The sequence below is a fragment of the Simkania sp. genome, from assembly GCF_965215465.1.
Taxonomy (GTDB): Bacteria; Chlamydiota; Chlamydiia; order Chlamydiales; family Simkaniaceae; genus Simkania.
This window is the reverse complement of the sequence record NZ_OZ244056.1, coordinates 1,229,445-1,253,019: the sequence shown is the minus strand read 5'-3', so window position 1 is coordinate 1,253,019 and position 23,575 is coordinate 1,229,445. Positions and strand designations below refer to the sequence as shown.

The following is a 23,575-nucleotide window of genomic DNA, read 5'->3' as shown; positions in this document are numbered from 1 at the left end:
CTAGTACTTGATTTTGACGCAGCCGCCTTTGATTTTGCATTGGCATGCAAGGCGCTCAGATTCTTGTTCTCCTAAAAAGTCGAGCTCTTCTTGTGTAAACTCTGAAAGGTGCTCCATCCCCTCTTCCACTTCAATCACACAGGTCCCACAGACCCCTTCCTCACAAGCAAAAGGAATTCCGGCATCTTCGCAAGAAGGCTTGATTGGAGCTTCTTCTTCTAGTTCGATTTCTTCTTCTTCATTAAAGATTAGTTTTGGCATGCAATCCTCATCTGTTTGAAGAACTAATTTAAACGATCTGTAGGGAATAAATCAAGCAAACCGATAAGACCTCATGAGACGAAGCTTTTTTAAAATTTTTACCACCTGTATCAAAGAGAAAATTATTTTGCCACTATCTGCGAGCTCTGTGATGAAAAAAATAAAACTCTTATCCAAAATCGAGCTAAAGTATTGAGCTCAAAAAAAAAGGTGGACCGAAGTCCACCTTTCACTTAGAAACCCATTTGCGGGTTCGAACGAACATTCTCATTCGTGTCCTGCAAAAGTTCTTCTGCAGTTGCTTTCAATGTCTCAATCCCCTCGGGAAATCCAACATTCACAAGCAAACGATTCAAGTAAGTTAACTCTGCTTCGAGCAAGTCTATTTTGCTTTCTTGTTTCGCAACTAAACGGACAAGTTCGTCCTTATTAAGGGTTTTATCCATAGTGAAAGCCTCCTATTACGGCTATATTAAAATAAGTCCTTTCAACTATACTTTCATTATAGTGTGATTCTTACTATTTTACAAACAAAAACGATTTAAATTAGTTGTTATTTAACAAATTAAAATTTTCGTTATATTTAACGTAAATAACTATAAAACAACCATTTGCGAAAAGTGTCATTAAAAAGTTTATTCGTTTATACAAAAAAATAAACTACTAACGAACTTAAAATTGAAACTATTCTGTTTGTAAAAGACAAAATTCTTTTTTTACAAAAACCCACTCAGAAGTATATATAAAAACGATTTTCTATTATGTTTATTAATAAAAACAGCTCAATTTAAATTGAATTTATTTACGAATTTTATTATTATTTTAAGCATATTGAACAAATAAAAAGAACGCATCAATAAGTTCGGTATAAATCATAATTTTTTATTGATGAGTTCGAGAATAAAAGGTTTTTTTTAGGAGAAGGATCATGAGCTTCCTTATGTCAAACCCCCTTACCAATTTTTTGGGGTCACTGTTTACCTGGGGTTCTACAACCCAAGAAGCAGACCCAACAGATGTCATCGTAGACATGTACGGGGCAGAAGATGAAATCGATAAACTAGATAAGACACCGCCTACGTTAGTAAAAGATCCCTTAGATGAGCATAGAGGTGCTTCATCGTCTACACCAGTTCCCCTTTCAGATTCATTGCATGTCAAAGAAGAAGTTGTTTCTTACCCAATAATCTCGCCATCTGAACGGTCAGAAATTCTCGAGCGCATGAAGGAGGGTAAATCTATCTACCCTGAGATCTCTGAGCGAAAGGTAGAACCCTTCAAATTCTTTGGACCAACAGGCGTAACTAAAGCAACGACAGAATCTGATACGGATGGATTTACTTTGATTGGGAGTTCTGACTCCGCGTTTAAAAAACCCTCTCTTCCTGCAACAGGCATTCCTGTTCCCTCTAGTTCAACTAGGGCTTCGACTGGAACTTCAAAAACAGAGCTAGAAAGCCGTACCTCAGAAGGAAAGTTAGTGCGCTGGTGGGGATTTTTCAACAGAAACTGCAATGGACATTCACTTGTTGGATACAAAGAGTTTTGGAAGGCGATGAAAGCTTTCCCTTTCAGTCATACAGCGAAGATTTTTCATCGTGAGGACCGCGACCTTGATCAACATCGGCGCAGTCTCGTCGCCTTCAATGAAGCACACGGCAACTATTTGGAAGCTTTAGAAAAACCCGTCAAGGTCTTACAAAGCGAAGTCAATGGACACTCTGTTGAAGACCAAGTGAAGTATTTTGACGCTGCAAGTCGTGAAATCACAGATGTTACCTGGGTGAAGGAAAATAAACTCAGACGAGGAAAGGTCGAACGAGACTTTAAATCAACAGCTCTTCTCAGCCTCATCGACTCAATCAGCCAAAGGATCATCAGCTCTCCGCCTGAAGCATTAAAAGTCATCAGTTATGTCAACGATCACCTTCTCCCCTTCGCAAGGCTGCGTGAAGAAAGAGAAGACAGTAAAGATGGAGTCTATGCTCAACCGATTGAGCACCACGTGAATGAGAAACGTGAAGTCATGACTCTAGACATCCAGAGTCATAGAGACCTCTCTCAGTACAAACTAGAGCAAAGCAGGTTTACGCTCGCTTCGCCTTTAGCTAAGCAAGAATTCGATACAGGATCAGCTATCTATGGTATGATCATGCAGCGCACTCTCCCAGAATTAAACAGAATTGCCCCAAAAACGCCAGAAGAATTCAGCCGAGTCATCAACGAAAACCTCGCTGCCACAACCCAACTTCTGAACGATGCTCTAGAAGGCAAAAGGCCGATAGATGCAAACTGGAAGCGAGAACTGCGCGAGCTTTCAGAAGAGTATGACTTCCAAATGTGGCAAAACGAGCGTTTGGCTCCCCATGGTACAGCTCTTAGAGGGAGTTTAAATAGCCACTCACTTGCCGTACAGGTCCAAGGAATCGTATTTCAGTACTCGATGATGAAATCAAGCGAAGAAAGGCTTATTAAGGCTCCTAAGAATCGCATTACAAGAGGCGTGTACCTCGAGAATGTCAAAAAATTCAGGCAGGCGCAGCCTGTACTGCGAGGAATCGTTGAAGCCATGGGTAACAAGTTTGATAAGGTTTTAACGCTCAATGCAGCGTTAGCCTTTGATCCTTTGTCTCCAGACAACCCTATCAAGCTAACAGAGAGTGACTTAGCGTAAGTTGCTGATTATCAATCACCTCTCTCTCGGCTCTTAAAAGAGTCAGCTGAATGGACTGTTTAAACAGTCCATTCATTTTATCTAAATTAAATAATAAAAATTTTAGTTTATATGTAATTAAATTTTAATTTTTACGAATTAATAAAGTTTAAAATTTAAAATAAACAAAAACAACGCATTTAAATTTTTAATTATGTTTTTAATTAAATAAATTAATTTTTACTATCAAGTTTAATAAATATAGTATGTTATAATATATATAATATCAAATTACAAAGAGAACAAAAAGAGATCTAATTAACAAAAACTATTTTATTATGTTTTAATTTAACTAAGATGTTGTTTTGAATGTTAGGTTTTAATATAATAAAAGAACTAAAAAATTAAAATAACACCTATTTAAGATTATAATCTTTTTTAAATGGAGAATATAAAAAATGACAGAAACAAGTAGAATAGACTCAAGAGTCGATGTCGCTGCTATCAACACAGCGCTCGGACTTGACGGAGATTCAAAAAGCTTGAACAAAGCAATGGATACGCTTCATAAAGATTATTCTTTCGGGGATAACTTTAAAAGCGAAGGTAACTACGCTGGAGTAAAAACATTTTTTAAAGTTGCTGCATTCGTTCTTACGCTTGGTGGCCTAGGAATTTGGGCAGCTAAGGCGAAGATGCACCAAAATGATCAAAATGCAGCTCGCGCTTTGATCCGTAACCCAGCAGAGTTCACATCTCAAGTTCAAACACTACATACAGCTAAAAACAACGTGGCTGACGCTTTAGGTGGCAAACTTTCTGTAGACGTACGTGATGAAATCACTGTCGATAACTTCGAGAAAGGACAAAAAGGTGTCCGTTCCCTTCAAGATACTGTCACTGGATTCCAAAGATCTGTTGAAGCTCTTCAAACTGCAATTGATAAAGTTGCTAAAGAGAGCGGTATGAATGCTGATGAGCGCAGAGCTCTTTATGGCGCTTTTGTTGCTTCAGCTATTGCAGAGGGCGATGGCCTGACTAAAGTTCAGACAGGTGGATCGTCTCAGCAAACTTTTGCTGTCGAAGCTGCTAAAACAATGTGGTACACTGGAAATGCTGAAATTGCTGGTAAAGACATTGCTGCAAAAATGAAGCGAGTTCAAGATCCTACAGGTCAAACTCACCTTCAGCGCATGGCTTCTCTTCAAGATGCCACTGTTGCGTTTGCTGGTTTAGGAGACGATATTTTAGCGGAAGCTGCTAGAGTTGTTGCGATCAACACAAATGGATCTGTTGATCTTACAGGAGATTTAGCTACAGCAAGATCTAATCCTCAGGTTAAAGCTGAATACGACGTGATCAGAGAAAAGTTCGCACAAAGCGCTGCTCCAATGATCAAGACTGAAGTCAATAGCGCGATTGGACGTATCAACGCTGCTCGTGATATTGAAGCTCTTAAGAAGTCTTTCTTAGAGGATCGTAAGTCTGAGCTACGTGCTCTTGCTGGTAACGGCGAGAAAGGTGAAGCTCAATTGATCGATGCGATGAACTTCTTAGCTCTTGACACAGAAGCTAAAGAAGCAACTGCTAAGACAATGGGCATTCCTCTTGAGACTTTACAAGCACGAAATGAAGCTCTTGCGAAAAACGCTCCTGAAGTAAGAGAATCTCTAAAAGGTTCTGAGACTTTCTTAAGAGAACTCAATGACAACTTCACAAAGTATGTTGCTGAGAAAGAAGCAGAAGCTCAAGCAAATGCTGATTACGTTGGATTACTTCTTATGCAAACACCAGTTGCTGAAGGTAAACCAATTGAAGCTCACACTCAGCTTATTGAAACTCTTAAAGCTGGAACTGAAGTTGAAGTTAAAGTACCAGTTGAGACTGATGCTAAAGTTGACTTCCCGAAAGTTACTGCTGCTATCGATAGCGCAGCTCTTAAAGGAAGCAAAGCGCTTAAAACAGCTGATTACGTCAGCCTTCTTCAAATTGTTGTTGGATCTGGAAAAGATGACACTCCAGGATCTCCAACACTTGCAAGAGCGCTTCTTGACAGCTTACAAGACAAAAGTCTCCTTAGCGGAGTCTTTACACAGCTTAAAATCGCAAATGCTTCAAAAGATACAACTGAGATTCAAAGACAGATTCGCGAAGCTAAGAGCGGTGTTACAACAGCTCAAGAAGAAGTTCGCAAAGCTAAAGAGCATAGAGACAGCTTCTACAACAAGTACAGCGCTGCTTACAAAAAGGCTGTTGAAGACGTAGGAGCACGCGAAAATGAACTTCTCGATGCTAACCAGCGCGTTCTAGACCTTGAAGCACAAGAAAGAGCAGCAAGTGCACACGTAGGATCTAATGCTTACGTTGTAGATGTAACACTCGATGGAGTGACATCTGATTCAGCTCGAAAAATGATTGCATCTCGCCTTGCAGAAGGATTGAATGCGACATTCACTAAAGCTGATGGAGACTTAAAAGCTCTTCGTGAAAAGCTTGCTTCAGCTAACGTCACTACCTCTTCTACAGAGACTAGTGAAGAAGCTGATGGCAAGAAAGACGCTGAAGGCGCTGCTTAATTTGCGGTAATTGATTACCATCAATTCATCTTATAAACCCGTGGGGTCCTCCCGCGGGTTTTTTTTACGGCCTGAGGGTGGATTTTCTTTTTATGATTGCTTTACCTTTTCCCGCCTGACAGCGCGCTTGATCTCACCAACCCAATGCGGGGTTGCCGTCGATCTCCGCACTTTGCCAGACCGAAAAATCTTAAAACAATCATCCTAAAAGATACTCCACCCTCAGGCCTTAATTTCCATAAAAATCTGCTGAAGAACATCAACCCAAAGACCTCTTTGGGCCTTATACTGGATAATGCCCCCTAAATATGGATGGCTTTTTTGGAGATGGCTAAGGCCGCTTCTTTTAAGGCTTCGGAAAGTGTGGGATGCGCATGGCAAAGATTGCCAAGCTCAAAGGCTGTCACCCGCTTCTCAATTGCTAGGGTTGCTTCAGCAACAAGCTCTCCGGCATGGGCTGAGAGAATGTGAACCCCAAGAAGGGTTCCGGTCTTTTGATCTGCAATCATTTTGACAAACCCCTCGTCTTCTCCACTGCAGCGAGCTCGAGAGTTAGCCTTGAGCGGGAATTGCCCCGTTTTGATGGGCAGATTCATGGCTTTGGCCTCGGCTTCGGTCAGACCTACGGCTCCGACTTCAGGATGGGTGTAGACAACGCTTGGGATAGCAATATACTCGATATGCGGGCTGTGGCCAGCGATAATCTCTGAGACAACGTACCCCTCTTCTGAGGCTTTATGGGCCAGCATAGGGCCATCGACGAGATCTCCAATGGCATAGATATGGGACTGCTTAGTACGGAAATTGGCATCAATGGGTAGAAAGCCTCTTTTATCGGTTTCTAGGCCGGCTTTATCTAAGCCGAGCCCTTCGGTGTAGGGGCGGCGTCCGATAGAGACAAGTGCGACATCGGCAGTGAACTCAGCAGTGGTTTTGTCGCTTTTCTCAGTTGTGAGGGTCACACCTGAAGGAGTCACTTCAGCAGATGTCACTTTAGTTGAAAGGTGGAAGGTCATTCCCTGCTTGGTCAGGACTTGTTGAAGGCCTTTCGAGAGGCTTTCATCGAGCGTTGGACAGACGCGGTCGAGAAATTCGACAAAGGTGACTTCGGTGCCCAAGCGGCTGTAAACTGAACCTAGCTCGACACCAATGATTCCAGCTCCCACAACCACCATCTTTTGAGGGATCTTTTTGAGGGCTAGAGCGCCTGTTGAAGACAGGACCTTTTTTTCATCAAAGGGAAGAAAGGGAAGAGGCGTGGCTTCCGATCCCGTTGCAAGGATGAAGTTTTTAGCTGTGATTTCTTGCCCAGAAACGGTGACTGATGTGGGAGAAGTAAAGGTTGCTTTCCCTTTGATATGGGTGATTTTATTCTTTTTAAAAAGGCCTTGGATTCCTTGGTTAAAGCCTGCAACAACTTGGTCTTTGCGTTTCATCATTTGCGAAAAGTCGAGCTTTGCAGAGGCATTGATGCCATGTTCTTTTGAGTGATGCAGAATTTGGGCATAGAGCTCGGATGATTGCAACAGTGATTTAGAGGGAATGCACCCTACATTGAGGCAGGTTCCTCCTAAATTGGGTTCTTTTTCAATACAGGCAGTTTTCAGTCCTAATTGCGCAGCGCGAATGGCAGCAACATAGCCTCCAGGTCCTGATCCAATGATAACGACATCGTATGTTTCTGCCATGATGATTCTCCCTTAAAAATCGAACAAAAGTCGGTCGGGTTTTTCGAGCAGCTCTTTCACTTTCACTAAGAAAGTCACAGCTTCCTTACCATCTACAATGCGGTGGTCGTAGCTGAGAGCAAGATACATCATGGGACGGATAACGATTTCTTCGTTGATGACAACAGCTCGTTTCACAATGTTATGCATCCCTAAAATGGCGCTTTGGGGCGGATTTAAAATGGGCGTTGAAAGCATGGACCCAAACACTCCCCCATTTGTGATGGTAAAGCTTCCGCCTTGTAAGTCATCGATGCTGATAGATCCTGAGCGCGCTTTTTTCGCATAGTCTTGAATAGCTTGTTCGATGCCTGCAAAGGAAAGGTTATCACAATCTCGAATGACAGGAACCATGAGTCCTTTTTCGGTCGAAACAGAGATGCCCACGTGATAAGAATGATTATAGACGATTTCCTCTCCATCAATGAACGCATTGACGTCAGGGAGTTCTTTTAAGGCAGCAACGCAGGCTTTCACAAAGAATGACATGAACCCAAGTTTGACCCCATGTTTATCTAAAAAGGCATCTTTTTCACGCGAGCGAAGTTCCATGACTGCTGACATGTCAACTTCGTTGAAAGTGGTCAACATGGCGGTATTGTTTTTCACTTCGACGAGCCGTTTGGCTATGGTGCGTCTAAGACCACTCATCCGTTTGCGCGTTTGGCTTCCCTCTTTGACTGGAGCTGACTTTGGTGGTGTCGGCGTGGGCGGCGTCGCAGGAGTGGGTGCAGAAGATGGCGGCGGTGGGGCTTTCTCTTGCCCAATAGAAGCCACAAAGGACTCGGGCGTGCGTCTAGCTCCTTCGCCTAAAGGTGTGGAAGTAGGTGGTGGTGGCGCAGCTGCTTCTTTTTTCTCAGCTGCTGGCGGCGGGGGTGCAGAGGTCGCTTTTCCAGCGGTATCAATGGTTCCAATGACTTGATCGATCGTCACAGTTTCGTCAACTTTTACGAGAAGTGTCAGCACTCCTGCTTCGGGCGCATGCACGACTTGGTTGACTTTGTCAGTTTCAAGCTCGAGAATTTCTTCGTCTTTTTCAACATACGATCCACTTTCTTTCATGATCGCCGCTACAACGGCTTCTGATACAGACTCCCCGGCTGATGGAACTTTAATTTCTACTACCATTCCTACTCAAACGCCTCGTTTAAAAATTTGGCTACCTCAAATTTGTGCAATGCTCCTGATCCTGCGGCAGGTGATGCACTCCTAACTCTTCCGACATAGCGTAATTCGAGTTTTTCTGGAAGGAGCTTTTGAAGCCTTGGTGAAATGTAGTCCCAGGCTCCCATGTTTTGATGCTCTTCTTGCACCCAGAAGCAAGTACAAATGCCTTTGTATTTTTTTAAGACGTTTTGGATTTTTTCTTCATGCAGAGGATAGAGTTGCTCGACGCGGACAATTGCAATATCAGAAGCCCCCCGTTTATCCCGCTCTTGAACCAGGTCATAGTAGACCTTGCCTGTGCAGAAAAGAACTCTGTTTGCTTTATTCGGAGGCTTGGGGTCATCGATCACTTCTTGAAAGCTCGTCCCTTCGTCAAATGCTTCAAGCGGGCTACTTGAAGGAGGAAAACGGAGCAATCCTTTAGGTGAAAAGAGCATGAGTGGTTTTTTCATGCTAGTGATGCCTTGACGTCTTAAGACATGATAAAACTGCGCTGCTGTTGAGGGAACCGCAACGTAAATACTATCACTTGCGGCAAGCTGCAAAAATCTTTCGATGCGCGCAGAAGAATGTTCGGGCCCCATTCCTTCATATCCATGAGGCAGAATCAGGGTAAAAGAGGAGTGACTTCCCCACTTTTGCTCTGCACTGACAACATACTGGTCAATGGTGATTTGCGCTCCATTGGCAAAGTCTCCAAATTGCGCTTCCCAAATCACAAGTGACTTTTCATAGACGAGGCTATAGCCATATTCAAATCCCATAACGGCATATTCAGACAGAGGCGAGTTGTAAACATCAAAGGAAGCTTGATCTTGAGCTAAATGGTTGAGTGGCACATAGGTTTCTTGGGTCTTTTGGTCTGTCAAAATGGCATGACGGTGGGAAAAGGTTCCCCTTCCACTATCTTGCCCTGAAAGGCGGACGTGCACTCCATCTGTTAAAAGAGAGGCATAGGCTAAATACTCTGCCATTCCCCAATCAATTGCAGGGGTTTTAAGATCTCCCTCACTCATTTTTTTCCGATCTTCAAAGATCCGCTTCAATTTGGGATGGATGGTAAAATTTGAAGGAATGGCGCAAAATTTCTCAGTGAGTTGCTTGAGTCGGGTCATCGGAATACCCGATGGCACATGCGTTAGAAGAGGAGAAGGTTTTTTCTCCTGAGGAAGCTTCACCTCCCTTTTTTCTTTTGCAAGGTCTTTGGTTTCGAGCAACTCTTTTTCGAGCAACGCTTTAAATTCATCTTCACACGCCTGAGCTTCTTCCTTCGAAAAATTCCCTCTCTTGACATTCCGATCCCGGTAGATATCCCGGATATTTTTGCGCTCACGAATCTTTTGGTAAGCAAGTGGTTGGGTGAAACCTGGTTCATCTGTTTCGTTGTGGCCATATTTACGAAAGCAATTCAGTTCAAGAAAGACATCACAATGGAACCGTTGACGGAGGCGCATCGCAAGTCTCGCAGCAGCCAAACAGTTTTCCGGTCTCTCCGCATTCAAATGAAAAACCGGGGCGCCAAAGCTCTTAGCAATGTCAGTGCAATATTGAGTGGAACGGGACTCATGAGGATGGGCAGTAAAACCGAGCTGGTTGTTAATGACAATATGGATGGTTCCCCCTGTTGCATAACCTGGAATGTTACAAAACTGCAGTGTTTCATAGACAACACCTTGCCCTGCTATGGCTGCATCTCCATGAATGAGAACAGGGACGATGGTATTTGTCCTGCCAGATCCTTCTTTTTCTTGATAGGCTCGGGTTTGTCCTTCCACAACGGGATCAACTGACTCAAGATGGCTGGGGTTCGCCGCCAAATGGAGTTCCATGGATTTCCCTTTGGTTGTCTCAACTTGAGCTGTATATCCCATATGGTACTTCACGTCACCTGTCCCTTGAATGGTGTCAGGAATATAAGTACTTTCAAACTCATGGAAGATGGACGAGTACGACTTGCGCAGGATGTTTGCTAAGACATTGAGTCTACCTCGGTGAGCCATTCCCAAAACAAGCGTTTGAACACCTTCTTCTCCCCCCTCATCAATGAGCTCATGCATCAGAGGAATGATCGTTTCTCCTCCTTCGACCGAAAAACGCTTTTGACCCGGATATTTCATATGAATAAAGGACTCAAAAACCTCAGAGGTATTTAAGTGGTGCAAAAGCCGCAATCTCTCTTCGTGAGACATCGGAAAGGAAAAGTAGGGCTCAATCTGCTGTTGGATAAACTTTTCAACTTCGGGTGTTTGCATTCCCATGTACTCGAAGCCGACGAAACTACAGTAAGTTTTTTGTAGAGCTTCCACAATCTTAGAAAGAGGTGCTGTCTCTTCTTTCAAAAAGCCGCAGGTTGGAAAGTTTTGACTCAGATCACTTTGCTTAAATCCCAGGGTTTCGAGTTTGAGCTCTTGGATTTCTTCTGGTTTGGGAGGGCCATCGGACAGCGGATTCATGTAGGCTGCTCGATGCCCAAAAATGCGGTAAGCTTCAATGAGATGAAAGACTCTTAAATCGGGACTTGTGGGTATGGCGCATACAGCTGTAGATGGCAGGCGGGCGCCAAAAGCCACCCCTTCAAAAAAACGCTGCCAGGAAGGGTCGACCTTCGAAGGATCTTCAAGGTACTCTGAATAAAGCTTTTCAATAAACGTTAAATTCGCAAGGTTTGCGTACTCAAAACGGTGATCATTCATGGATTTCCACCCCCAAATTTTCGTATAGCATATCGCTTTCCATTCGCCTATCAAATAATTTTTCTTTGAAAAAAGAAGGCAGAATCGTATAGAGGGGATGGCTTAAAATGAGGCACCCGAATGCCCTGGTGGACAATTGCCCTTTCTTTTTTTTAAGGCAGTTGCTACCCTAGATCAAAAATTTACAACGTTTTGATATTCTCATGATTAAAAGTGAAAGGTTAAAGAAATTAGAGTTAGAGCTTCATGACCTAGACGAATGGATGAAACTCGGCCTCGTCCCAAAAAAGGATCTCGAAAAGCACCAGCGTGAAATCGACGCTCTCGCCAAGAAAATCGAGGAAGAAAAAGATCGTTTACGAGCCTTAAAGGAAAATGGTGAAAGCGAAGAGTACAGCGTTCCCAAACGAAACCCTCAAGCACGCCAAGCTTATCAAGAGCCTCATACAATCCCTGGCGTTGAGATGGAAGGTGATAGCGGCCTCACAGATGCAGGCCTTGATTTAGAAACCGAATCTTACGACACAGAAAGCACTACCATTTCAGATGAAGGGACCGGAGAAACGACGATGCACGACGAAGAGGAAGATGATCCTTTCAGCGATAAAAACCGTTGGCGTCGTGGAATCCTAGAAGATCCCGACTCAGATTCGTGGTAATCTCACTTTATTTCCATATCCCCTTCTGCCAGAAAAAGTGCCCTTATTGCCACTTCTTTGTTGTTCCAAATGATGATCAGCGTCGCAAAGCATTCCAAGATGCCCTGCTCAAAGAGTGGGAGCTGCGCCTGCCTCTCATTCAAGAGCATGAAGTTGCCTCCCTCTATTTTGGAGGAGGCACACCCTCACTCGCTCCAGATGTTATCGAAGCAGTCCTGGAAAAGACAACTCAGCTGAAGCTCTCTCCGAACTGCGAAATCACCGTAGAAGCCAACCCCGAACAAATCACCCCAGCTCTCGTCAAGCGCTTCAAAGCAATGGGAATAAACCGCCTAAGTGTGGGGATTCAATCTCTTGATGAAGAGCTATTAAAAGTCCTTGGACGTGGCCACACCGCTCAAGAAGGCATTCAAGCCGTGCAAACCATCGCTCAAGGGGGAATTGAAAACATTACCATCGACTTAATGGACGAGCTCCCCCATCAAACCTTAGCAAGTTGGGAAAACACCTTAGATCAAGCAGTCCAGCTTCCCATCACCCATCTTTCTCTCTATAATCTCACCTTTGAGAAAAACACCGTCTTCACAAAAAACGAAAAGCAGCTGCGACCCCATCTTCCTACACCAGAGACTTGCAGCAAGATGCTAGAAATGGCGTGCGTAAAATTAGAGGCATCAGCTCTCAAGCGGTATGAAATCTCAGCCTTTGCCAAGGAAGGCTACGAAGCCATTCACAACACCGGCTACTGGACGGGTCGCCCATTTTTAGGTCTTGGCCCCTCAGCTTTTAGTTTTTGGGAAGGCAAACGCTTTCAAAATGTCTGTCATCTTAAAAAGTACTGTGAAACATTAAAGCAGAATAAAGTCCCCGTTGACTTCGAAGAATGTCTCCCCTATCCAGCCAATCTTCACGAACAGCTTGCCGTCCACCTGCGCCTCCATCGTGGAGTGAACCTGAAAACATTTCCTCTGCCCCCAACGGCACAGCCCATTCTCGAGAAACTCAAGAGCGAGGGTTTCGTTCTCGAAGCGGGTCAGCAAATCTGCCTAACAGATAAAGGGCGACTCTTTTACGACACCGTCGCCGAAGAAATTATTTTAAGCTGAGCTGACACATAAATTTGTTGTTGTTAAATACTTATGCTCTTATGCTCTTATGCTTTTTACCGTTTCGAACGGTCATAATAAATGGAGGAAAATATGGCAACGATAGCAGCAAGTTCAAGTGCCCAATTAACCCAAACTACCACGATTTACAATGAACAACAAGACACCATTACTGTGTATCTTGAAGGTAATGAAAAGGCTTTAGCTAATGATGAGGTTCAATATGTTTATAAGTATTGTTTATCTTGTGGTCACCAAAGAGGAAATGATAAATGGGACTGGAAATACATACCATTTGGCTTTTCAGGAATGACCTGCGCATCAGCAAAATGTCATGCGCTTTGCCTTAAGATAGATAGTTTTTTACCCTTAAGCTGATTTTCTAATCAGTAGTGATACCAGCTGACAATCTCCTAAAGGGGAAAATCAAAGGTTTTCCCCTGTATTGAAGAAATCATTCATTGAATTTCAAGGCAATGGAGTTCATGCAATACCGTTTGCCGGTGGGTGGAGGACCATCCTCAAAGACATGCCCTAGGTGCGACTCGCAGTTACTGCACAGAACTTCTACGCGGACACTGAAGAGGGAGCGGTCTTCTCGATAAGAGACAGCATCGGGCGAAGTGGGCTTGGTGTAACTTGGCCAACCAGTACCTGAATCAAACTTATCATCCGACGAAAAAAGAGGTTGTCCGCAGCCTGCGCAGCAGTAAGTCCCTTTTTCATGATGATCGTAATACTTTCCAGTAAAGGCCTGCTCCGTTCCTTTTTTTCTGAGGACTTTGTACTCCTCTGGAGTGAGTCTCGCTTTCCACTCATCATCAGGCAACTTAAACATTTCGACCTACAACAAAAACCGCTGGTTTTTTCTTCAAGTCAGGCAAGAGTTCTTTTTTCCATGCCTTCACCTTCTTTACGATGACTTCTTGATCTGGCAATGTCAAGTTCCAAGCAACACAAAGTGTCGTGTCACCACCCAGCTGTTCGAGTAAAAAAGAGAGGAGTTTTTCCGTTCGGTACGGTGCTTCAATAAAGATATGAGATTGCCCTTTGAGTTTTTCAATGAGTGCAACTTTATTCTTCAAAGGTTTGTGTTCGCGCGGCAAGTAGCCGTGAAAAGTAAATGCCTGGCCAGATAATCCCGAGAGCATCAAAGCTAAGATGATCGAGGAAGGCCCAGGATAGGCTTGAACGGGAATGTTTTCTTTTCTTGCAAGTTGGACAAGTTGCGCTCCGGGATCGGCTAATACGGGAAGACCACAGTCAGAAATCAGTCCCCAGCTCCCTCCTACCTGGAGCAGTTTGAGAAGGTCTTGAAGATCTTCCTTCGAAGAATGCTCATTGAGAAGATGGATGGGCACATCGCGAAATGTTTTGGGCTCTTCATAAGTAAACCGTTTGAGAAAGGCACGGGCACCTTTTTCACTTTCTGCAATGATTCCAGTTAGAAGTGGGACAACATCTGATAAAACAGATGTGACAAATCCACTTGAATCCAGAGCGGGATCAAGTGCATTGGGAAGTAAAATCAATCCTTTAACCATGGGCCATCCGGGTTTTAAGTCCTGCAATAAAACGGTCGAGCAAAAGAGGTAAGTTAGCGACTTTCATTCTTGATTGCAATTCAAGTTCGAAGAGGTCTTTGAGTCCTTCTTTAAAATAGGTAACCGAAAGGGTCTGCGCAAGTCGTTTATATTTTTCCAGAGATTTGTGGGGAAGCTTAGGGTACTCTTGCTGGATCATTTGTTCTTCTTTTCTTTTCAAACAAGATGCTACGACAAGCCCGAGTTGCAATTGATAACGGAGCTGCCCAAGAAATGAGTAGATTTCTTGTGCGTCTAAGCGGTGCAATGTCGGAAAGTGAATGTCCCCTCCCCAAATGATCGCTTCTGAAAGGTGCCACCCTTTTTGTGACACTTGAAGAGTTGCAATCGAGCGGACAGCTTGCAAGTCAATTTCAGGCGCATCGCCCACATAAGTGATGAGTTTTTGAACTTCTTGCATCAGAGCTTCAAAATTGGCTGAGCAAAACTCTGAAAGGTAAGCCGCTGCATCAGCAGTCATTGTCTTTCCGCCTCGTTTCACTTCTTGAAGGAGCCAACGCTTCAATCGACTTGTTCGTTCCCAGGGTTTTTCTCCAGATAGATCGAGCAAGACCATCTCTTTTTTGAGCGGCTCATAAAAACGGATCGCGCTTCCCGCGCAAATCACGTGCATGCCATCTGGAAGATCTGTCAATGCCACTTCGATAGACTCCCCTTTTTTGAGCTTTTCGACTTCGTCATAGACAAGAACCCGTTTCGAAGCAAAAAGTGAGGGAGAATCCAGCTCTTCTATAAAAGCTGAAAGAGAGGTTTCTGAGCTCCGCATCCAATGGGCTTCACCCCCGATTTGTTCAATCAGTCTTTCGATCACAAACTGCCTTTCAAAAGGATCTGCCAGGGCCACCCCATAAAGTGGAGAAGGATGCTCTGGAAGTGATTCATCTAATTGTTTTTCAAAGGCTTCAGTCTTAATGAACTTCATGATACCCTACAAAGTACTAAGAAAAAGAAGGGTAGCACAATCTTGTATTTCTCACTATCACTTCACAATCACTTATCATAAACGATTTTTGGCTTTGGAACCTTCGTTTCTTGGGTATGCAGCTAAGATTTGCAAAAACAAAGCGTTCTCAGACTTTTTAATGGAGCGGGTTGGATAGCCCACTAACTATCAAAAAAACAGTACATCGCCCTTTAATTCGAAAATTTGCTTGGCAGACTTGCTCTGCCAAGCTATTTATTTAACCCCTCCCCAACCTTGAAATTAATCGTAATTGAAAGTATGATGTTTGCAAATTAAATGAAATTATTTTCGAGACATGGTTTTAAAGAATATATTTAAACGAAAAAAAGCAACTAAAACAACTAAGCGTAAGAAAGCTGCTGCTCCTAAACGGAAAACAACAGCTGCTCGAAAGGCTCCTGCGCGTAAGAAAACAGCGACGCGTAAAAAAGCTGTGACTCGCAAAAAAGCTGCTCCCAAGAAAAAAGTTGCTAAAAAGAAAACGACAACTCAGAAGAAAACCGCCCCTAAAAAACGGGTAGTGAAAAAAGCCGCGACTAAAAAGAAAGCGGTCAAAAAAACAGCTGCTAAGAAAAAAGTTGTCAAAAAGAAAAAGGTTGCACCTAAAAAGAAGGTTGTCACGCGTAAAAAAGCTGCTCCTAAGAAAAAAGTCGCGACTAAAAAGGCTGCGCCTAAAAAGAAAGTGGCCCCCAAAAAGAAGACCACTTCGAAGCCTGAAATTCAAGTTCAGATCCCCGAGCTTCCTAAAAAGAAGCGGGTGATCATCAAGCTCCCAAGAAATAGATTTCTGACAGCCGAAGGTTGAAACCGCCGCGTTTAACCCCGGAGTTCGACCTAGTCGAATCTGAGGGAATTCTCAATTTTCTTCTCAAAGTTCCTTATGATAAATTGGCCGCATACTTGATGAAAGTAGGGACCAATTTTTCATATGGAAGAGGGATGAAAAGAAAAATTCAAGCAGGTTGGAATAGATCGCACTCTGGGGTTTATGCCGCTGGTGCCGCTGTTTCCATTGGGCTGACTGTTCGCCCTAAGAAATAATCAATGATCTTATGATTATTGCTCAGTTGAAGAATGCCTTTCATCACTGCATTTAAGCTTTCTTCATAGCGTCGGATCCATTCTTCAAGAGATTGCCGATTAAGTTCAAGTTGCCTGTTTTCATTCAGTCTTACATTTGGCAATAACACCCCATCCTCGTGGTACATTGATATAAGACCTTGAATTGATAGCTCTTGTTGGAGTTCGGAATCTCCACTTTCTAAACCACTTTCAACTTTGCTGCATTCGATATAATGCTCAGGATGAAATTGGGTCAGTAAAACATTACCATTTTCACTTAATGCGGCTTTGATCACACCATCGACTTTCAAAGCAACTTCAAGTCCTTCTCCGATTTGATCTACAGCTTGCGAATGTGCTGACGATCCAAAAATTTCTTCACCCAACATTCCTCGGAAAGTATCTCCAGCTTTAGTCGGCTGTATCTCGAGCTTTTGTACATCAAATTGATCGCTCACATCTTTGATTGTCCCACCTTTAAAATAGGTATTGGTGATTTGCATTCCGCGACAAATTCCCATTAGGGGCTTGTTGCGCGTTACAAACTCGTGAATGATTGCATACTCTTTCATACTTTTCTCGTAGGAATGATAAGGGCGGTAGAAAGCAGACCCTGGAATGTAAAACTCTCTTTCAACATCAGCTCCGCCAGGGATGATTGCTCCATCTGCATAGTCTGCAATAAGCTTTGCTTCATCCTGAATTTTCTGCGTTTCAGAGCCCCATGGACCATTTGTCATGAGGTGCTGCGGAATACTGAGATTTCGGTCTTCGTAAGCTGCAATCCCGTCATGTACTTCTGATGACAAACCTTGTGAGATACCTGTAACATGGAAAGGATGCTTTAAGACTAGTGCTCCACGCCTCTCCAGTGCCTCATTGACATCACAGGCCCAGGAATAGCCATCAAATGACCATCCTAGTGCAATCACTGGTCGCGTGATTCGATGCGCTGTGCAGTTTTCATAAGTGAATTTATCTTTGGCATCGACGAGTAATACATCGGTTAAGTCACATGTTTTCATGACAGTTTTCTGGACATCAGACTTGAGAAAGTTCGCTCCAAAGAGTTTTGAAGAGACAATTTCAACACCCTTTAGTAGGCTTTCATTGAAGCATGTCCGACTCAAGTCTGACTGAAGGAAGGAACAGTGACTCATTCTAGCTTGGAAAAAATTCGCATTAGAAAGATCACAGTTTGAGACAAAAACTCTGTTCATCACTGTTTCGATAAAAGAAGCATTGTGCAACATACACTGATCAAAGCGGACGTCTTCGAGCATCGCTTCATCAAAGTTCGCACCTTTCATTTGACATCCCACAAATGAAATGTTGCGAAACGTCATGTCATCGAATTGCTGAGCCCCTATCTGAAGTCCTTTAATTTCGCGGCGAAAGTTATGCTCATTTAAAAGCGCTTCAAAATCACTTGCTCCCCACAGACAGTCTTTGATTAAATTCCATGCAGACTGAGTAATAAAAGGCTGCTCGAGCTTTTCTCCAGAGTCTTTACGATCTTCGATCCGTTGTTTCAACTCCTCTACAACCTTATCCCAATCGTTTTGGGTCATGTCTTTTCCAAACTTCTCGCGATAGAATTCGATGGCTTGGTTTCTAGCTTTTGAACTTCGGATCACTCCCATGAAGACTTTGGCAGCCATTTCGAGGTAACGTCCCTCTTTATGCTCGGCTAGGGCCTCACGGAATTCTTTGTAAGCTTGGAAGAGAAGGGACACAGTGATGAGAAGCGATGTCCCGTAGTAAGCTGAAGCCAGATAGACCACTGTTGAAAGGATTCGCTCTCCACGATCGAAGATCGACTCAGTTTTTCCATCAAAGACGTCGCATGCAATCTGCGCGATATCCATAGAGAGCGTTGCGCCATGAGTGAGGAAAAGCCCAAGCGTAGGGTTAAAGAAGAAAAGAGTCGCTGAAGCAACAAGGGTCGCAATTTTCTTCACATTGGGCGTTTCTTCTTGCATGTGTTGATAGACCTGCCCCGCTGCTGAGCCTAATGAAATTGCTGTTGCCATTCCTTGGTGCAAGCTAAGAAATGGAATGGCAATGAGAGCAATACGTTTAAGGTTTTCTGAAGAGATAAAGTCGACACGACTAAAAATGGGGTCGGGGCGTCGGTTCACATCAACATTTGAAACGAAGTTTGTCATTTTTTCCTCACAAATAAAATTAATGCGAAGATTATACCTAAGACGAAAATAAAAGCCCCCTATTGAATAATATTATTGATAAGGGAGAATTGAGATTGCAGATTGTGGCAGTTAGTGTTATGATTTCCTTTTTTAAAAAATGAGGTACTCACGATGCTAGGAATGGATCTGAAGGGAAAAAAAGCCTTTGTTGCTGGAATTGGGGATGATCAAGGTTACGGCTGGGCCATTGCAAAAGCCCTAGCTGAAGCAGGCGCTGAAATCATTGTTGGCACCTGGGCCCCTATTTATAAAATTTTTACTACCTCATGGGATGCTGGAAAGTTTGATGAGTCGCGTCAACTCTCTGACGGGTCTCTCATGAACTTTGCGAAGGTTTACCCAATGGATGCCTCATTTGATACCCTCGATGATGTGCCTGAAGAGATTCGGGAAAACAAACGGTACAAAGCCTACAGTGGCTACACTCTGTCAGAAGTGGCAGCAGCCGTTGAAAAAGACTTTGGACAAATCGACATTCTCGTTCACTCTTTAGCAAATGCTCCAGAAGTGAAAAAGCCTCTGCTTGAAACTTCACGAGAAGGTTACCTCGCAGCGATGAGCTCTTCTGCTTACTCGTTTGTCAGCCTCGTGAAATTCTTTGGTCCTTTCATGCCTCCTGGCAGTTCAGCTCTCAACCTGACTTATTTGGCATCTGAGCGCGCTGTTCCTGGTTACGGTGGCGGCATGAGCTCAGCAAAAGCCGCTCTTGAAAGTGACACGCGTACCCTTACATGGGAAGTGGGGCGAAAATGGGGTATCCGAGTCAACGCTATTTCAGCTGGAGCTTTAGGAAGCCGCGCAGCACGTGCCATTGGATTCATTGGAAAAATGATCGAATATGCCCACCAAAATGCTCCTCTATCAAAAGAGCTGAAGGCTGAAGAAGTGGGTAAAACCGGATGTTTCTTACTCTCCCCTCATGCGTCTGCCATTACAGGTGTCACCTTGTACGTCGATAATGGATTGCATGCGATGGGTGTTGCAGTAGACAGCCCTTCTCTCAAAGAAGACTCAACGGAAGAAGCGCTACAAAACGCGTAAACCAATGACAGTTTCTGGTGTGCGGTCTAAGGACCGCAGACCGATTTTCCAATCATAAGAAGTGAAATCTTTAGGACCATTTGTTGCCATTTGCGCAGGCCGATTGCCTCGATTGATGTGTCCCATGAAATTTCCCTCGCCTTTTTCTAACGAGAAAATGAGCTTCATCGTTTTTTTATTTGTTTTAATCTCAATCGTCTCTCCGAAGTAGAAGACAGTTTGTTTCTTCCCGTCGACAAAAATCTCCACGTCGGTGTCGTATTCCGTAAAAAGTGTCAGCTCCATCCGTTCTTTTTCATTAGGAACCTCGACTGGATAGGTAAAGTCAAGTCGGTCTCCATTTTTTTGGAGCTGCATGTGGGATTGGCAAACGAGAGAGTGAAGCTGCTCTTCATTACCCCAAAGATAACGCATGAGGTGAAACCCTTTGGCATGCCACTCTGAATTTTGTGTGAGCACTTGAAAAGAAGATGGTGGAGTCACAGTTTTTTTCTCTTCAAATGGAAAGACAAGAGCCCCTTGAATATGAATCGAGTGAGCTTGAGCGATCCGTTTTGACATCACTTGGCCATGCTCTGCCATGAAGAGATCATACAAAGTGAGCTCCGGCCTTCCCGCCCGCTGGTACTCTTGGATAGGCTCGCCTGAGTAAACCATGAGCTGGGGATGCCAACGAGCTAGAGCCTCTTCGAGAATCCAGTTCGGCTTTTCTTCCAGAATTTGGTAGGCCAGTAAAAGAAGTCCCCATTCATGGGAAAATTGAGGAACATACGTTGGGATTTCTTCTCCTTGCATCGCTTTTTGCAGGATTTGGTACAGAGGTGAAGTCACTTCCTGCGCAAGTAAGGTTTTGTAAATCTGGGATAGCTCTTGCTTAAGCGGAGGTTCGATCACATGGTGATATTTTTGCAGCAAGTAATGCAGAGGCAAAGCGCAACGGATTTGATGACTTGGAGTTCCTTTTTCGGGATATTCATGAAAGTAGAGGGAAAATCCATCTGAGAAAAATCCAAACAGGCGCTTCAAGAGCACTTTTCCTTCTTCAACTTGCTGCCCAACATGAGTACGGAAAAGAGCAAGAGCAAAGCAGAGATTTTCGTAAAGAGGAATGAAATCTTCTCGGTGGAGAAATCCCGTTTGGGAGCTTTGCTTTTCATAAGCCACTTCTAATGCTTTCATTATGACATCGCCTCTTTAAGTGCTTCAACGATTCCACCTTGATCAGCTGGAGGCGCAATGATATCAGCAAGGTTTTGCAGAGCCTCTGGCGCACCATCCATCGCAATCCGTGTGTCCCCGACTCGGAGAAGTGGGATGTCATTATTGTCATCTCCTCCAGTAATTAACGGGTGCGGAAGTGAGAACTCCTTCATAAAATCTTTGACAGCAGCCCCTTTATTGGCATTGGCGTGGGTTACGAGGACCAAATAGAGTGACCGGTCAATGGGATCGTTGATCACGCTCGTCTGAATCCCCTCGATCGAATTTAATTTCTCTTCGATCGCTTCACATGCTGCTTGCGTTCCAAAACATTTAATCAAAGGAAACGTGCTTTGCTGATGCAGGTCAAAAGTCTCAACTGCTTGCCAAGGCTCAGCGCAAAGACGCGTTAACTTGTCTAGATAACTCAGCATTCGAGGAGAGTGCTTAGCAGGACGGTAATAGCAAAAGTCTCCTTTGTCATACCCTGCATAGACGATAAAATCACCTTGCTCGGTTTCATAGAGCTCATCTAGCAGTTTCAAGACGTCAAGCTTGAGATAGTTTTGCTTGATGCGCTTTCTTTCTGGCATGATGAGCAAATCAGCTCCATTTTGAACGCCGAGTAAAAACGGAAAATTCAATTTGGTCAGTGTCGTCATAGCAAAAGAGAAGATCCGTCCTGTCACCAAAACGAACTTCCACCCTTCTCGATGGAGGGTTTCAAAATAAGCTGCGACACGATCGGGGATCATATGATCTTTAGCTGTGATCGTCCCATCAATATCTAATGCGATTGTTCCTTTCATCATGAGTCCATTTTAACGGAAGCGCAGAAAAAACTCTAGACGGGAAAAACAGAAGGGGTCAAAATGTAGCTTATGAAGTGGTATCAATATTTTCTTTTTCTCCTTCTTCTTTGGGCTCCATTGCAAGGCGCCGAAGAACCCACGCAAGGTTTTCAACAAACATTAGTGGCTGATCAAAAAGATACACCCCAGGATCCATCCAAGCCCAAACAGGCCCCTAACCCAGACAAACCTGTTGATCATGACGATAAAGCCGTTCCCTCAGAGGAAGCAGAAGACCAACCTGATGAGAGTGATATCAAAAAAGCCACCGAGTCGGTCGAAACAGCATTCATTAAAACAATTGTCGTTTTAGTAGGATTGCTTGTTTTGGTAATTTTAACTGTCTGGATGTTTAAGAAGATTTCTCACGGACGGCTCCGCTCGTTCAATTACATGAAATCCATCAAAATTCTTGAAAAGCGTCCTCTAAGCCCCAAGTCAATGCTTTATCTAGTTGAGGTGGGAGGTAAACAAGTGCTCTTAGCAGAATCTCAACTGCAAGTCAAAAATGTGGCAACACTTGATTGGATAGGAACCGACAAAGACCTTTAAAAGCCATCAAACTTCTATACCGAATAAGATCACAGCGTTTAGATAGTGTCAGCTAGCCATTTGTAGAATAACAATATTTATACCATTTCGGAAAAATAACTTAGTGAATATAGCTGGACTTTTTTCGGTTAAAATTGAGTTTTCGATTTCGCTAACCAACAAGTGGTTAGCATCAATCTCCAAACTGAATTTTCCCTCGAAAACTTCTGCGCTAATTCTGTAATTTATTTTTCCGAAATGGTATTAGAAGCCGACTCTCCAGCTGGGAGTCTCTTTATCCATGTACTCTGCGTATTCTTTGTAGCTCTTTTTTAGGCTTCCAGTGCAAACCTCAAAAACAGGCTTCCGCTTCAGATGATCCTTCGGTGCTTCCACACGCCCATGTTCTACATCCACTCTCAACCCAGACCTCTCAGTTGTAAAAACTTCGTCGTTTTTACTTCCTCGGCTCTGAAAACATTGCATGATATATCCCACTGAGAAAAAAGTGCTCCACTGAATTTCTTTGAATAACTCAAGTGACACATCAACGCGATTGGAATCAGGATCTTTTTTCATTCTTGCTGCTAGTTCAGTGTTAAAATTGTTGAGTTGAACTAGGGCTGATTTATGAAAGTTCTTTTTTCGATTCCACAAAAACTCGATGCGCGCAATTACAACTTTCATCTCAAATAGAGTTTGTTCGTCATTGTAATTCATTAGCGCGTTAAGGGCTGCCGCTCCGATCGCAACTCCATATTCAATCGAGGTTTTAGACCATGTGAAACGGTTTTTCACTTCCTGATAGTTTTCAAGGACTTTATTTTTCAATCGATCTAAAAGCCCTTCTGTCACATCTCCATCGTGTCGAGTAGGGTAAATATCTTTGAAGATTTCAAAAAGGGAACACACTGCTGTGACAAAAATCATTCCGATATTCCAGGCAACGGTTCCAAATGTCATAGGAATCGCGCCAAGCCCTGCGCCGACAAAGTACTTAGGCAACGATTCAGCAGGATGCGCAATGTATACTTCATTGGTCGCCTGATCTTCCATGCAATAGTAATATGCCGGTTGCTTCGTTCTATCCGGCCGCTCAACTTGATAGAGTTCGCCATTTGGGGCTCTTCTATTTGCAGTAAAGAATTGAAATCGACCTCTGACTTCCATATCAGATTCGTCAATCCCAAGATAGCGCTTGTCATCAATCACTCGCGTAAATGCTGTCGTTAAACTACTCGTTTTCATATGTCCACCAAAAGAAATTTGT

General features: G+C 43.6%; 20 protein-coding genes. 8 read left to right on the top strand and 12 right to left on the bottom strand.

From position 1 onward, the window contains the following. Both ACOOFG_RS05765 and ACOOFG_RS05760 read right to left on the bottom strand, forming a co-directional pair. The gene (locus ACOOFG_RS05765; RefSeq protein WP_420420522.1) at positions 1 to 261 is read right to left on the bottom strand and encodes a 2Fe-2S iron-sulfur cluster-binding protein; all 261 of its coding nucleotides are present in this window, start codon (positions 259 to 261) and stop codon (positions 1 to 3) included. 233 nt (positions 262 to 494) lie between these two features. Then, positions 495 to 707, bottom strand: coding sequence for a hypothetical protein (locus ACOOFG_RS05760; RefSeq protein WP_420420521.1), 213 nt, complete (start codon positions 705 to 707; stop codon positions 495 to 497). 482 nt (positions 708 to 1,189) lie between these two features. Between ACOOFG_RS05760 and ACOOFG_RS05755 the strand changes: the two genes are divergently transcribed. After that, entirely contained in the window at positions 1,190 to 2,935 is a 1,746-nt protein-coding gene (locus tag ACOOFG_RS05755; RefSeq protein WP_420420520.1) for a hypothetical protein, read from the top strand. A 437-nt stretch (positions 2,936 to 3,372) separates the two neighbouring features. After that, positions 3,373 to 5,490 (top strand): hypothetical protein, encoded by a 2,118-nt coding sequence (locus tag ACOOFG_RS05750; RefSeq protein WP_420420519.1) that lies wholly within the window; start codon positions 3,373 to 3,375, stop codon positions 5,488 to 5,490. Positions 5,491 to 5,792: 302 nt separating this feature from the next. Here the strand turns inward: ACOOFG_RS05750 and lpdA are convergent, their stop codons facing one another. From lpdA to ACOOFG_RS05735, 3 genes are read right to left on the bottom strand one after another with little or no spacing between them, the layout of a single operon-like run. Beyond that, a complete protein-coding gene (lpdA, locus tag ACOOFG_RS05745; RefSeq protein WP_420420518.1) occupies positions 5,793 to 7,178 on the bottom strand; it encodes a dihydrolipoyl dehydrogenase in 1,386 nt (461 codons plus the stop codon). A 12-nt stretch (positions 7,179 to 7,190) separates the two neighbouring features. Further along, complete coding sequence (gene sucB, locus ACOOFG_RS05740) at positions 7,191 to 8,345, bottom strand: dihydrolipoyllysine-residue succinyltransferase (RefSeq protein ID WP_420420517.1); 1,155 nt, start codon at positions 8,343 to 8,345, stop codon at positions 7,191 to 7,193. A gap of 2 nt (positions 8,346 to 8,347) precedes the next feature. Beyond that, positions 8,348 to 11,077 (bottom strand): 2-oxoglutarate dehydrogenase E1 component, encoded by a 2,730-nt coding sequence (locus tag ACOOFG_RS05735; protein ID WP_420420516.1) that lies wholly within the window; start codon positions 11,075 to 11,077, stop codon positions 8,348 to 8,350. A 206-nt stretch (positions 11,078 to 11,283) separates the two neighbouring features. Here ACOOFG_RS05735 and ACOOFG_RS05730 point away from each other — a divergent pair, with 206 nt between their 5' ends. The 3 genes from ACOOFG_RS05730 to ACOOFG_RS05720 all read left to right on the top strand — a co-directional run bounded on the left by ACOOFG_RS05730 (position 11,284) and on the right by ACOOFG_RS05720 (position 13,220). Then, positions 11,284 to 11,736 (top strand): hypothetical protein, encoded by a 453-nt coding sequence (locus ACOOFG_RS05730; protein WP_420422673.1) that lies wholly within the window; start codon positions 11,284 to 11,286, stop codon positions 11,734 to 11,736. After that, positions 11,730 to 12,842 carry a radical SAM family heme chaperone HemW gene (gene hemW, locus ACOOFG_RS05725; protein WP_420420515.1) on the top strand — a complete coding sequence of 371 codons (1,113 nt, stop codon included), beginning with the start codon at positions 11,730 to 11,732 and terminating at the stop codon, positions 12,840 to 12,842. Before ACOOFG_RS05730 ends, hemW begins: the two co-directional genes overlap by 7 nt. A 93-nt stretch (positions 12,843 to 12,935) precedes the next feature. Further along, positions 12,936 to 13,220, top strand: a complete 285-nt coding sequence (locus ACOOFG_RS05720; protein ID WP_420420514.1) for a hypothetical protein — start codon at positions 12,936 to 12,938, stop codon at positions 13,218 to 13,220. 76 nt (positions 13,221 to 13,296) lie between these two features. Here ACOOFG_RS05720 and msrB read toward each other — a convergent pair whose 3' ends face one another. From msrB to holA, 3 genes are read right to left on the bottom strand one after another with little or no spacing between them, the layout of a single operon-like run. Beyond that, entirely contained in the window at positions 13,297 to 13,680 is a 384-nt protein-coding gene (gene msrB / locus ACOOFG_RS05715; RefSeq protein WP_420420513.1) for a peptide-methionine (R)-S-oxide reductase MsrB, read from the bottom strand. Then, positions 13,673 to 14,386, bottom strand: a complete 714-nt coding sequence (locus ACOOFG_RS05710; RefSeq protein ID WP_420420512.1) for an SAM-dependent methyltransferase — start codon at positions 14,384 to 14,386, stop codon at positions 13,673 to 13,675. The genes msrB and ACOOFG_RS05710 overlap by 8 nt, the downstream gene beginning before the upstream one ends. Further along, positions 14,379 to 15,368, bottom strand: coding sequence for a DNA polymerase III subunit delta (gene holA / locus ACOOFG_RS05705; protein WP_420420511.1), 990 nt, complete (start codon positions 15,366 to 15,368; stop codon positions 14,379 to 14,381). The genes ACOOFG_RS05710 and holA overlap by 8 nt, the downstream gene beginning before the upstream one ends. A 337-nt stretch (positions 15,369 to 15,705) precedes the next feature. On the opposite strand from holA, the gene ACOOFG_RS05700 reads away from it, so the two are divergent. Next, on the top strand, positions 15,706 to 16,215 hold the full coding sequence (locus ACOOFG_RS05700) for a hypothetical protein (RefSeq protein WP_420420510.1): 510 nt from the start codon (positions 15,706 to 15,708) through the stop codon (positions 16,213 to 16,215). A gap of 181 nt (positions 16,216 to 16,396) precedes the next feature. Here the strand turns inward: ACOOFG_RS05700 and ACOOFG_RS05695 are convergent, their stop codons facing one another. Next, positions 16,397 to 18,640 carry a gamma-glutamyl-gamma-aminobutyrate hydrolase family protein gene (locus tag ACOOFG_RS05695; protein WP_420420509.1) on the bottom strand — a complete coding sequence of 748 codons (2,244 nt, stop codon included), beginning with the start codon at positions 18,638 to 18,640 and terminating at the stop codon, positions 16,397 to 16,399. A gap of 153 nt (positions 18,641 to 18,793) precedes the next feature. Here ACOOFG_RS05695 and ACOOFG_RS05690 point away from each other — a divergent pair, with 153 nt between their 5' ends. After that, positions 18,794 to 19,723, top strand: coding sequence for an enoyl-[acyl-carrier-protein] reductase (locus tag ACOOFG_RS05690; protein ID WP_420420508.1), 930 nt, complete (start codon positions 18,794 to 18,796; stop codon positions 19,721 to 19,723). On the opposite strand, the gene ACOOFG_RS05685 is transcribed toward ACOOFG_RS05690, so the two are convergent. Beyond that, positions 19,709 to 20,902, bottom strand: a complete 1,194-nt coding sequence (locus ACOOFG_RS05685; RefSeq protein WP_420420507.1) for a hypothetical protein — start codon at positions 20,900 to 20,902, stop codon at positions 19,709 to 19,711. The genes ACOOFG_RS05690 and ACOOFG_RS05685 overlap by 15 nt on opposite strands. Further along, entirely contained in the window at positions 20,902 to 21,735 is an 834-nt protein-coding gene (locus tag ACOOFG_RS05680) for an HAD-IIB family hydrolase (RefSeq protein ID WP_420420506.1), read from the bottom strand. Before ACOOFG_RS05680 ends, ACOOFG_RS05685 begins: the two co-directional genes overlap by 1 nt. Positions 21,736 to 21,804: 69 nt before the next feature. Between ACOOFG_RS05680 and ACOOFG_RS05675 the strand changes: the two genes are divergently transcribed. Beyond that, the gene (locus ACOOFG_RS05675) at positions 21,805 to 22,326 is read left to right on the top strand and encodes a flagellar biosynthetic protein FliO (RefSeq protein ID WP_420420505.1); all 522 of its coding nucleotides are present in this window, start codon (positions 21,805 to 21,807) and stop codon (positions 22,324 to 22,326) included. A gap of 243 nt (positions 22,327 to 22,569) precedes the next feature. Here the strand turns inward: ACOOFG_RS05675 and ACOOFG_RS05670 are convergent, their stop codons facing one another. Further along, a complete protein-coding gene (locus tag ACOOFG_RS05670) occupies positions 22,570 to 23,553 on the bottom strand; it encodes a hypothetical protein (RefSeq protein ID WP_420420504.1) in 984 nt (327 codons plus the stop codon). Between the last annotated feature and the right edge of the window lie 22 nt (positions 23,554 to 23,575).